At 69.1% G+C, this 12,068-nt stretch carries 8 protein-coding genes; 7 read left to right on the forward strand and 1 reads right to left on the reverse strand.

The window, feature by feature from the left end; genetic code table 11:
* The first annotated feature begins 6 nt into the window (after positions 1 to 6).
* The 7 genes from fmt (at position 7) to EBL84_RS05295 (ending at position 9,450) form a co-directional block, all read left to right on the forward strand.
* Positions 7 to 945, forward strand: a complete 939-nt coding sequence (gene fmt / locus EBL84_RS05265) for a methionyl-tRNA formyltransferase (protein WP_123139857.1) — start codon at positions 7 to 9, stop codon at positions 943 to 945.
* Complete coding sequence (gene rsmB / locus EBL84_RS05270; protein WP_123139858.1) at positions 938 to 2,281, forward strand: 16S rRNA (cytosine(967)-C(5))-methyltransferase RsmB; 1,344 nt, start codon at positions 938 to 940, stop codon at positions 2,279 to 2,281. Before fmt ends, rsmB begins: the two co-directional genes overlap by 8 nt.
* Positions 2,278 to 2,853, forward strand: coding sequence for a DUF4390 domain-containing protein (locus tag EBL84_RS05275; protein WP_062273961.1), 576 nt, complete (start codon positions 2,278 to 2,280; stop codon positions 2,851 to 2,853). Before rsmB ends, EBL84_RS05275 begins: the two co-directional genes overlap by 4 nt.
* The gene (locus EBL84_RS05280; RefSeq protein WP_123139859.1) at positions 2,835 to 5,042 is read left to right on the forward strand and encodes an ATP-binding protein; all 2,208 of its coding nucleotides are present in this window, start codon (positions 2,835 to 2,837) and stop codon (positions 5,040 to 5,042) included. Before EBL84_RS05275 ends, EBL84_RS05280 begins: the two co-directional genes overlap by 19 nt.
* Complete coding sequence (locus EBL84_RS05285; RefSeq protein WP_062273965.1) at positions 5,039 to 6,406, forward strand: sigma-54 dependent transcriptional regulator; 1,368 nt, start codon at positions 5,039 to 5,041, stop codon at positions 6,404 to 6,406. The genes EBL84_RS05280 and EBL84_RS05285 overlap by 4 nt, the downstream gene beginning before the upstream one ends.
* A 211-nt stretch (positions 6,407 to 6,617) precedes the next feature.
* Complete coding sequence (trkA, locus tag EBL84_RS05290) at positions 6,618 to 7,991, forward strand: Trk system potassium transporter TrkA (protein WP_123139860.1); 1,374 nt, start codon at positions 6,618 to 6,620, stop codon at positions 7,989 to 7,991.
* A 7-nt stretch (positions 7,992 to 7,998) separates the two neighbouring features.
* On the forward strand, positions 7,999 to 9,450 hold the full coding sequence (locus tag EBL84_RS05295) for a TrkH family potassium uptake protein (protein ID WP_123139904.1): 1,452 nt from the start codon (positions 7,999 to 8,001) through the stop codon (positions 9,448 to 9,450).
* A 3-nt stretch (positions 9,451 to 9,453) separates the two neighbouring features.
* On the opposite strand, the gene EBL84_RS05300 is transcribed toward EBL84_RS05295, so the two are convergent.
* The gene (locus EBL84_RS05300) at positions 9,454 to 12,036 is read right to left on the reverse strand and encodes a PAS domain S-box protein (protein WP_123139861.1); all 2,583 of its coding nucleotides are present in this window, start codon (positions 12,034 to 12,036) and stop codon (positions 9,454 to 9,456) included.
* Positions 12,037 to 12,068 lie beyond the last annotated feature (32 nt).

The raw sequence follows: 12,068 nt of genomic DNA on the forward strand, positions 1-12,068 counted from the left end.
TCTCCCATGCGTGCACTGCGAATCATCTTCGCCGGAACGCCCGACTTCGCCTGTCCGAGCCTCGCCGCGCTGATCGCCGCGGGCCACCAGGTGGTCGGCGTCTACACCCAGCCCGATCGCCCCGCCGGACGCGGGCGCAAGCTCCAGGCCAGCCCGGTCAAACAGCTCGCGCTCGAACACGCGATCCCCGTCCATCAGCCCCAGAGCCTCAAGCGCGACCCGGCGGCGGTCGCCGAGCTGGCCGCGCTCGAGGCCGACCTGATGGTGGTGGTCGCCTACGGCCTGCTGCTGCCCCAAGCGGTGCTCGATGCGCCGCGCCTGGGCTGCGTCAATGTCCACGCCTCGCTGCTGCCGCGCTGGCGCGGCGCAGCGCCGATCCAGCGCGCGGTGCTCGCCGGCGACCCCACCAGTGGGGTCTGCATCATGCAGATGGAAGCCGGACTCGACACCGGCCCGGTCTACCATCGGCTCGAGACCACGCTCGCCGCCGACGAGACCGGCGGCAGCCTCCACGACCGGCTCGCCGAACTCGGCGCGCGCGCCCTGGTCGAGGCCCTGCCCGGGATCGCCGACGGCAGCCGCCCGGCGGAGACCCAGGAGGATGCCGCCGCGACCTATGCCCACAAGCTCACCAAGGACGAGGCGCTGATCGACTGGAGCGCCCCGGCCGTGGCGATCGAGCGTCAGGTCCGCGCCTTCGATCCCTGGCCGGTCGCCCATACCCGGCTCGATGACGAGCAGCTCAGGGTCTGGGGCGCCCGCGCGCTGGATGAGGCCACCACCGCCGAACCCGGTCGCGTCGTCGGCGCCGACAAGCACGGCATCCGTGTCGCCACCGGCGAGGGGCTGCTCTGCATCACCCGGCTCCAGCCCTCCGGCAAGCGCCCGATGGAGGCCGCCGCCTTCATCAACGCCCGCAATCTCGAGGGTGTCCTGCTTGGCTGATCCCCGCTCCGCCCCCCGTCCCGACGGCAGCGGCGCCGCCGCGCGCGCCACCGCAGCGCGCGCGCTGCACCAGGTCCGTGATCGCGGTCAGTCGCTCACCCGGGTGCTGCAACGGCTGCGACTGCCGGACCAGGCCGCCGATCGCGCCCTGGTCCAGGAGATGACCTATGGCGCACTGCGCACCCTGCCACGGCTCGAGGCACTCGCCGGGCAGCTGCTGCATCGTCCGCTGCCCAAGCGCGAGGCCGAGCTCCAGGCGCTGATCCTGATCGGGCTCTATCAGCTCACCGCGATGAAGACCCCGCCGCACGCCGCGGTCGCGGCCACGGTCGAGGCCACCCGCCAACTCTCGCGACCGGGCAAGGCCGGGCTGGTCAACGCCCTGCTGCGCCGCTTCCTGCGCGAACGCGAGAGCCTGCTCGCGGCGATCGAGCACGACCCCCGGGTGCGCTGGCCGGTGCCCGAGTGGCTACGCGAGCAGCTGCGCCGCGATTGGCCCGACGACTGGGAGCAAATCATCACCGCCAGCGACACCCGCGCGCCGATGACCCTGCGGGTCAACCCGCTGCGCGGCACCCGCGCCGACTATCTCGCCGAACTCGCCGCCGAAGGGGTCGATGCCGCACCCGTCGCCGGCTGTCCACACGGCCTGACCCTCGCCCACGCGCGCCCGACCGAACGTCTGCCGGGCTTCGCCGAGGGGCGGGTGTCGGTACAGGACGCCGGCGCCCAGCTCGCCGCCGAGCTGCTCGAGGCCGCGCCCGGGATGCGGGTGCTCGACGCCTGCGCCGCGCCCGGGGGCAAGAGCGCAGCGATCCTCGAGCGCGCCGGCGGCGAACTGACGCTGACCGCGCTCGACGTCGACGGCGAGCGGCTGCAGTCGGTCGCCACGCTGCTCGACCGACTCGGACTGCGCGCGACCCTGGTCGAGGCCGACGCCGCCCGCCCCGAGGGCGACTGGGCCGCGACCGGCTTCGAGCGCATCCTGCTCGACGTACCCTGCTCGGCCACCGGGGTGATCCGCCGCCATCCCGACATCAAGTGGCTGCGGCGCGCCGAGGACATCGCCGCGCTCTGCGACCAGCAGCGCGCCATCCTCGAGGCGATCTGGCCGCTGCTCGCCCCCGGCGGCCGGCTGCTCTACGCCACCTGCTCGCTGCTCGGCGACGAGAACCATCGCCAGATCGCCGCCTTCCTCGAGCGTCACCCCGAGGTCCGCGAGTGTCCGCTGCCCGGCGCCCCCGGCGTCGCCCGCCCCCATGGTCGACAGCTGCTGCCCAGCAGCGGCGGCAGTGACGGCTTCTATTACGCCCTGCTCGAGAAACCGGCCTCATGAGGGCACGGCGCCTGCGTACCCCATCGACGGCTCTGGTCCTCGGTCTCCTGCTCGCCTGGGTCTCGCTGGCGATCGCCGGCGATGACTTCCGGGTACAGCGTCTCGACACCCGACTCGACGACGACCGCGGCTACCGTCTCAGCGCCGAGATCGACTACGGCTTCAGCGCCGAGGCGCTCGAGGCGCTCGACAACGGCGTACCGCTGACGGTGTTGATCCACATCCAGGTCCGCCGCAGCGGCGCCTGGCTGTGGGAGGACAGCCTCGCCGACCTCCAGCTGCGCCGCGTCATCCGCTACAAGCCGCTCTCCGAGCGCTATCAGGTCTACACCCTGCCCGACACCGAGGGGCGCAGCTTCGTCTCGCGCGAGGCGGCGCTGCGCGCGCTCGGCGAACTCATCGACCTGCGGCTGCTCGGCGCCGCGCGACTCGCTCCCGACAGCGACTACGAGGTGCAGCTGCGCACCACCCTGGAGATCGAGGCGTTACCGCTGCCGCTGCGCCCGATGGCCTACCTCAAACCGGCCTGGAAACTCTCGAGCGGGTGGACCAAATGGCCACTGCAACCGTGAGTCGACTGCGCGGACTCGGGCTCGGCACCCTGCCGGTGGCGATCCTGATCGCCGCGCTGTTCGTGGTGCTGGTGCTGATGCGCGACTCGGTGGCCAACTCCGAGGCGCTCAGCCGGGCCTTCGTACCGCTGCTCTTCGTGGTGCTCGCCGGGCTCGGGATGCTGGCGCTGCTGGTCGGCTTCAACGTCGTCCGCCTGGTCCGGCGCTATCGCCAGCAGGCCGCCGGGTCGCGTCTGACGGCACGGATCGTGGCGCTGTTCGCGGTGCTCTCGCTGCTGCCGGTGGGCACCGTCTACTACTTCTCCCTGGGCTTCCTGCTGCGCGGCATCGACAGCTGGTTCGACGTCGAGATCGGCCAGGCGATGGAAGACGCCCTGGTGCTCAACCAGGCCTCGCTCGACCTCAACCAGCGGGTACTGAGCAAATACACCGAACAGCTGCTGGTGAGCATCGAGGATCGCTCCTCGACGGCGATCGCGCTGAGCCTCGACAGCCTGCGCCGCCAGGCCGGGGCGATCGAGCTGACCGTCTACGGCGGCAACGGCCAGGTGCTGGCCAACGCCAGCGAGGACCCGACCAAGCTGGTGCCCAACCACGCCGAGCGCGAGATCCAGCAGAGCGTGCGCGCGGGCAACAACTACGTCGGACTCGACTCGGTGCCGGGCGCCGATCTGGTGGTGCGGGTGCTGGTCAACGACCCGCTCGGGCGACCGATGCAGATGCAGGCGATCTTCCCCACCTCGGCGCGTATCGGTGAGCTCTCCGATCAGCTCGAGGCGGCCTACAACCGCTATACCGAGCTGGCCTATCTGCGCAACTCGCTCAAGTTGAGCTTCTCGCTGACGCTCTCGCTGGTGCTGCTGTTCAGCCTGATGGCGGCGTTGATCGTCGCCTTCCACACCGCGCGGCGACTGGTCGCCCCGGTGGCCGACATCGCCCGCGCCAGCCGCGCCATCGCCGAGGGCGACTACGGCCAGCAGATCCCGCTGCCACGTCACGACGACGAGCTGGCCTTCCTGGTCGCCTCGTTCAACGCCATGTCGCGGCGCATCGCCCGCGCCCGCGACGCGGCCGAGCGCAGCCAGCAGGCCGTCGAGACCCAGCGCAACTATCTCGAGACGGTGCTCGGTCGGCTCTCCTCCGGGGTCGCGGCGCTCGATGCCGAGCACCGCCTGCGCACCGCCAACCCGGCCGCACGCGCGATCCTCGACCTCGAGATCGCCGAGGCCTCGGCGGTGGATCTCGACCAGATCGCCGCATACCATCCCTGGCTCAGCCCCTGGACCGAGACCGTGCGCCAACAGGTCGCGAGCGGCCAGGCCTGGCGCGCCGAGGTACAGCTGCAGCGCCAGGAGGGCAGCCAGACGTTGATGTGTCGCGGCAGCCCACTGCCCGGCGGCGACGACGAGGCCCCCGGGCACGTGGTGGTGTTCGACGACATCACCTCGCTGATCACCGCCCAGCGCGAGGCGGCCTGGGGCGAGGTGGCGCGGCGTCTGGCGCACGAGATCAAGAACCCGCTGACCCCGATCCAGCTCTCCGCCGAGCGGCTGCGCCACAAGCTGCTGCGCAAGGCCGAGGAGGCCGACGCCCGGGTCATCGACCGCGCCACCCACACCATCATCCAGCAGGTCGAGGCGATGAAGGCGATGGTCAACGACTTCTCGGACTACGCCCGCTCGCCGCAGCTGCGCCCCGAGCCGCTGGTGTTCGACCGTCTGGTGCGCGAGGTGCTGGACCTCTATCGCAGCGCCGGGGCCGGAGCACTGCAGGTCGCGCTCGGCGCCGACGAGCACCAGATCAACGGTGATGCGCTGCGCCTGCGCCAGGTACTGCACAACCTGATCAAGAACGCCCAGGAGGCGCTCGAAGGCAACCCCGATGGCCGCATCCGCGTCGCCACCGGGGTGCGCGAGACGGGCGAGCAGCATGGCGTCTGGCTCGAGATCAGCGACAACGGTCCAGGCTTCGAGCCTCACCTGATGGAGCGACTGTTCGAGCCCTATGTCACCACCAAGGCCAAGGGCACCGGACTGGGGCTGGCGATCGTCAAGAGGATAATCGAGGAACACGGCGGTATCATCGTCGTCGAAAACACCGGTTCCGGCGCTCGGATCGAGATCCGACTGCCCGTCTGGCAGCCCCCCGGCCGGGACGCTCAAGCGCGAGGAACACACACAGAGACATGAGTGCAACCCATATCTTGGTCGTGGACGACGAGCCCGACATCCGCGGCCTGGTCCAGGACATTCTCGAGGACGAGGGCTACACCGTGGCCGGCGCCGAGAATGGCGAGGCGGCCCGGCATGCGCTGCGCGACCGTCGCCCCGACCTGATCCTGCTCGACATCTGGATGCCCGACCTCGACGGCATCACCCTGCTCAAGGAGTGGGCCGAGGAGGACAGCCTGCCCTGCCCGGTGATCATGATGTCCGGGCACGGCACCGTCGAGACCGCCGTCGAGGCCACCCGGCTCGGCGCCTACGACTTCCTCGAGAAGCCGCTGTCGATGGCCAAGCTGCTGCTCACCGTCGAGCGCGCACTCGAGGCCGACAAGCTCCATCAGGAGAACATCGGGCTCAAGCGCCGCACCCCGCTGGTCCACGAGCCGGTCGGGCGCAGCGCGGCGATGCTGCGGCTGCGCGAACAGGTCAAGCGCATCGCCCAGCACGACACCTGGGTGCTGATCACCGGCGACGCCGGCAGCGGTCGCGAGACCTTCGCCCGCTATCTGCACTCGCAGAGCGCGCGACGCGAGCGCCCCTTCGTCGACCTCAGCGTCTCCACCCTGGCCGGCGGCAACGCCGCACGCGAGCTGTTCGGCACCGAGGAGGGCGAGCACATCCATTACGGCAGCCTGGAGAAGGCCGCCGGCGGCACCCTGTTGCTCGACGAGGTCGCCGACATGGAGCTCGACGCCCAGGCCAAGCTCCTCGGCGCGCTCGACAGCGGCTCCTTCCTGCGCATCGGCGGCAGCGAACCGGTGCGCATCGACGTGCGCATCATCGCCGTCACCCAGCGCAACCTCGAGGAAGAGGTCCAGGCCGGGCGCTTCCGCGAGGACCTCTTCTATCATCTCAACGTGGTGCCGCTGCACGTCCCGCCGCTGCGCGAGCACGCCGAGGACGTCCCCGACCTGCTCAACTTCTATCTCGACTACTTCGCCACCCACGAGAAACTGCCCTATCGGCGCTTCAGCGTCGGCGCGCAGAACTTCCTGCGCAACTACACCTGGCCGGGCAACGTGCGCGAGCTGAAGAATCTGGTGCAGCGGGTGCTGATCCTCGGCGCCGGCGACGAGATCAGCCAGAAGGAGGTCGAGAGCGCGCTCGGCGCGCCGCCACCGGTGCAGGCCCAGGCGCTCGAGGGGCTGGTCTCCTTCGACCAGCCGCTGCGTCAGGCGCGCGAGCAGTTCGAGAAGGCCTATCTCGACTACCAGCTCGAGAAGCACGGCGGCAACGTCAGCAAGATGGCCAAGGAGGCGGGGATGGAGCGCACCCATCTCTATCGCAAGCTGCGCTCGCTCGGCATCGAGATCAAGGAGCGACGATGAGGATCGAGCGGCCAGCTGCCAGCGACCAGCCACCAGCTGCCAGCCACCAGCGCGCGGCCACCAGCCACGGGGCGGCGGCGCGCGCGCCACGGCGCCCGGGACCGACAGACCGCTGGAAGCTGGCGACTGGAGGCTGGCCACTGGCGACTGACCGCTGGTGGCTGGCAGCTGGCAGCTGGCCGCTGGCGCCCGACCGAGGGCCGAGCGCGGCATGAAGATCATCATCCTCGGCGCCGGCCAGGTCGGCACCTCGGTGGCGGCGAATCTGGTCAGCGAGGCCAACGACATCACCGTGGTCGATCACAACCCGGCGCTGCTGCGCGAGCTGCAGGACCGCTTCGACCTGCGCACCGTCTACGGTCACGGCGCCCACCCCGACGTGCTCGCACGCGCCGGCGCCGAGGACGCCGACATGATCATCGCGGTGACCAACAGCGACGAGACCAACATGGTCGCCTGTCAGGTCGCCTACACCCTGTTCCACACCCCGACCAAGATCGCCCGGGTGCGCGCCCAGAGCTTCCTCGACCAGCCGCGACTGTTCGGCACCGACGCGCTGCCGATCGATGTCGCGATCAGCCCCGAGGCGCTGGTCACCGACTACATCATCCGTCTGATCGAGAACCCCGGCACCCTGCAGGTGCTCGACTTCGCCGGCGGGCGCATCCGTCTGGTGGCGGTCAAGGCCTATTACGGCGGCCCGCTGGTCGGTCAGGAGCTGCGCACCCTGCACCAGCGCATGCCCAACATCGAGGCGCGGGTGGCGGCGATCTATCGCCAGGACCGCGCCATCCAGCCCGAGGGCGACACCGTCATCGAGGTCGACGACGAGGTCTTCTTCGTCGCCGCCCCCGAACACATCCGCGCGGTGATGGGCGAGCTGCGCCGGCTCGACAAGACCTACCGACGGATGATCATCGCCGGCGGCGGCAACATCGGCACGCGGCTGGCCGGCGCGCTCGAGCGCAGCTTCCGGGTGAAGATCATCGAGCGTGACCTGAAGCGCTGCAAGCACATCGCCGAGGACCTGGAGAAGACCATCGTGCTCCACGGCGACGCCGCCGACCAGGACCTGCTGCTCGAGGAGAACATCGAGAGCACCGACGTGTTCTGCGCGGTGACCGACGACGACGAGGCCAACATCCTCTCGGCGATGCTCGCCAAGCGCCTCGGCGCGCGCAAGGTGATGGCGCTGATCAACCGCCCCTCCTATGTCGACCTGGTGCAGTCGGGAGCGATCGATGTCGCCATCTCGCCGCAGCAGGCGACCATCGGCAGCCTGCTCAAGCACGTGCGCCGCGGCGACGTGGTGATGGTGCACTCGCTGCGCCGCGGGGCGGCCGAGGCGATCGAGGCCATCGCCCACGGCGACGAGACCTCGAGCAAGGTGATCGGACGCTCCATCGCCGAAATCCGTCTGCCCAAGGGGGCGAGCATCGGCGCACTGGTGCGCGGCGACCAGGTGCTGATCGCCCACCACGACACCCGGATCCAGTCCGAGGACCACGTCATCCTCTTCCTCCAGGACAAGCGCCGCATCCCCGAGGTCGAGCGTCTGTTCCAGGTCGGCGTCACCTTCCTCTAGCGCCATGATGAAGTTCGCTGCGGTACAGAAGGTGCTGGGCCTGCTGCTGGCGGTGTTCAGCTTCGCCATGCTGCCACCGGTGGTCGTGGAGCTGATCTATGCCGACGGTGAGGCCTGGCCCTTCCTGGTCGCCTTCGCCATCCTGCTCAGCGCCGGACTGCTGATCTTCCTCCCGGTGATGCGGTATCAGGCGGTGCTGCGGCTACGCGACGGCTTCCTGGTGGTGGTGCTGTTCTGGACCACCCTGGGGCTGGCCGGTGCCCTGCCCTTCCTGCTCGCCCCCGACCCGGTACTGTCGCCGACCGATGCGGTGTTCGAGTCGATCTCGGGGCTGACCACCACCGGCGCAACCGTGATCGTCGGACTCGACGACCTGCCCAAGTCGATCCTCTTCTATCGCCAGCAGCTGCAGTGGCTCGGCGGTATGGGGATCATCGTGCTCGCCGTCGCGGTGCTGCCGATGCTCGGCATCGGCGGCATGCAGCTCTATCGCGCCGAGATGCCGGGACCGATGAAGGACTCCAAGCTCACCCCGCGCATCACCGAGACGGCCAAGGCGCTGTGGTACATCTATCTGTGGATGACGGTGGCCTGCGCACTGGCCTACTGGGGCGCGGGCATGACCCTGTTCGATGCCATCGGTCACGCCTTCTCGACCGTGGCCATCGGCGGCTTCTCGACCCATGACCTCAGCATGGGTCACTTCGACAGCACCCTGATCGAGATGATCGCGGTGGTGTTCATGCTGCTGGCGGGGATGAACTTCGCGCTGCACTTCGTGGCGGTACACCGCCACAGCCTCGGGGTCTATCTCCACGACAGCGAGTGGCGCTTCTATCTGCTGATCATGGTGACGGTGACCGCCATCGCCACGGTCGCGCTCTATCGCACCGACACCTTCATCACCTGGGACGACGCCTTCACCAAGGGGTTGTTCCAGGCCGTCTCGATCGGGACCACCACCGGCTTCGCCACCGCCGAGTTCTATTTCTGGCCGCCCTTCCTGCAGATCCTGCTGCTGTTCACCAGCTTCGTCGGCGGCTGCGCCGGCTCCACCGGCGGCGGCATCAAGGTCATCCGCTTCCTGCTGCTGATCAAGCAGGGCGTGCGCGAGATCGGTCGCCTGATCCACCCCAACGCGCAGATCCCGGTGCGCATCGGCGGCAAGAGCATCGATCACCGGGTGGTCGATGCCGTATGGGGCTTCTTCTCGCTCTATGTCGCCTGCTTCGTGCTGATGTATCTGATGCTGGCGGCCACCGGACTCGACCTGCTGACCTCCTTCTCGGCGGTCGCCGCCTGTATCAACAACCTCGGTCCAGGGCTGGCCATGGTCGGCCCGCACTTCGCCGACATCTACGACCCGGCCAAGTGGATCCTCTGCTTTGCCATGCTGCTCGGCCGGCTCGAGATCTTCACCCTGCTGGTGCTGCTCACCCCCACCTTCTGGCAGCGCTGAGGCTCAACCGGCGGGGCGCAGCTCGAGTCCGGCGAGGGTGAAGCAGAAGCGCGCCCCCTGCCCGGGCCCCGGTGATTCGGCCCAGATCCGCCCACCGTGGACCTCGACGATGCGCTGCACCAAGGCCAGACCGATGCCGGTCCCGTCCCCCTCGAGGTCGAGGCGCTCGAACAGCCCGAAGACCTTGTGCAGATGGCGCGGGTCGATCCCCTTGCCGTTGTCGGCAACGACCACCACCAGCGCGTCGTCCAACCTCTCGAGTCCGATCTCGATACGCGGCGCCGACTGATCGCCCATGAACTTGACCGCATTGTCGATCAGGTTGAGGAAGACCTCGGTCAGGCGGGGGCGATCCCCCAGGATCCATGCCGGCGCATCGCTCACCGTCACCTCGACCCCGCGCTCGACGATGCGTCCGGCGACCAACTCGAGCACCTCATCGACCACCTCGCGCAGACTGAACTCGGTCGGGTCGTTGACCAGCCGACCGATGCGCGACAACTCCAGCAGCTCATCGAGCAAGCGCGTCATCCGCTCCGAGGCCTTGCGCACGAACCCCAGGTCCTTGGCGATGCGCGCCTCGTCGCCGGCGGCGATGTCGCGTTCGAGAAAGCCGAGGAAGGTGCGGATGGTCACCAGCGGGCTCTTGAGGTCGTGCGAGACGGTATAGGTGAAGCGGGTCAACTCGTCGGTGCGCTGACGCAGCTCGGCCTCGCGCTCGGTGCGCTCGGTGACATCGACCGCGACCCCGATCACCGACACCCCGCTGCCGGTACCGGGATCGCGCACCGGGTTGAAGTAGGTCTCGAACACCTGTCGACCGAGTGCGGCGGTGAACTGTACCTTGTCGCCGCCGATCGCCCGGGCGATGTGCGTCTCGACCCCGGAGTCGGCACCGAGAAAACCGGCCACCGATTGCCCGACCAGGGCGCCGGGCTCGAGCCCCAGCGACTCCAGGCCGCTGCCCTCGCAGAGCCGGAAGACGCCGTCGGCGTCGAACTCGAAGATCATCACCGGGGTATTGCTCACCACCGAGCGAAAGCGCGCCTCGCTCAGGCGCAGCGCCCGCTCGGCCTCCTTGAGTTCGGAGATGTCACGGATGATCTCGAGCGCGCCGAAGACCCTGCCAGCGGTATCGCGCAACGGCACCGCCTTCCCCCAGACATAGGCCCCGCGTCCACCGTAGACCCGCGGCAGATGCAGCTGAGCCAGCAGCACATCGCCGTCGCGATGAACATGGTCGTAGCAACGCATGATCTCCTCACACTTCTCGGGGGCGGCCGACACCATGTCGATCAGCATGGGTCGCTGCTCACCATAGAAGGCCGTCGCATAGACGCGCCCCGCTCTCCCCAGCACCTGCTCCCTGGGCACCCCGGACATCTGCTCGATGGCCCGGTTCCAGATGGTCACCACGCCTTCGCCATCGATCGCGAAAAGCGCATCCGGCAAGACATCGATCAGGGTGTCGAGATATTCCTGCGACTCCTCGAGTGCGCGCCTCGCGGCCACCCGCTCGGTGATGTCGCGCCCGATGCAGCTGTAGTAAGGCTCGCCATCGACGACGAAATGACTGGCGAGGATCTCCACCGGGAAGCGAGAGCCATCACCACGCTGATGGATGGTCTCGAGTCGAATCGACGACTCCTCGAGCAATCGAGCGAACACCTCCTGCAGTCGCTGCGGCGGGAACAGCGGATCGATGTCCGGCACCGACATGGTCAACAGCCGCTCGCGGCTCAGGCCGAGCGTCTCATGCATGCTTTCATTGACATAGACGAAGCGCGCCTCGGCATCGAGCAGGAAGACCTCGTCCCCCGAGCGCTCCAGGGCGAAGTGCGCCAGTCGCCGCTGACGCTCCGCCTGCTGACGCGCACTGAGATCGCGCAGCATACCGGCCACCAGCTCGGGCGCCCCGATCGGGCTGGGCAGGGCGAAGATGGTCGCGTCGGCGAGGAACTCGCTGCCATCGAGTCGGCGCTGGCGCAGCTCGCCACGCCAGCCACCGGCGAGCGCCTCGGGCAGCAGCGCCTCGAGCACCGCGAGGCCGTCCTCCGGCCAGAACTGCCCCCCGGCGCGACCGATCATGTCGCGCGACTCCGGGTCACAGCCGAACAGTAGATGGGCGGCGCGATTGGCATAGATCACCTCCAGCCGCTCGAGTCTGGCGACCACGATGGCGTCGGAGGCCGAGTCGGCGACCGACTCGAGCAGCTGAGACCGGCTGACACCTTCACCAACCTCGGGCGACGGCATTGGCGGTAGCGGCTCGAACATCAGGGTGCAGCAGCGCATCCGGCCCGCCTCATCGAGCACCGGCACCAGGTGTGCGCGCAACCACCGCTCACCGGCCCCACCGCAACGCAACCGCAGCTTGCCGCGCCAGGGGCGCGGCGCACTCAGCAGCTCCCAGGACGGCGGTGGGTCGAGCAGGACATCAAGCGTCTGACCGAGCAGCGCCGCCACCGACAGACCGAGCGAGGCACTCCAGTCGGCATCGACCTGACAGATCCGTCCATCCCCGCCGATCACCACCGCGCCGACGCCAGCATCCATGCAGCATGCCGGCCTGGGTTCATTATCCATTCCATCCACCTCGCTGGAGACAACAGGGCCGG

The sequence above is a fragment of the Marichromatium sp. AB31 genome (assembly GCF_003718685.1).
GTDB classification, from domain to species: Bacteria; Pseudomonadota; Gammaproteobacteria; order Chromatiales; family Chromatiaceae; genus Marichromatium; species Marichromatium gracile.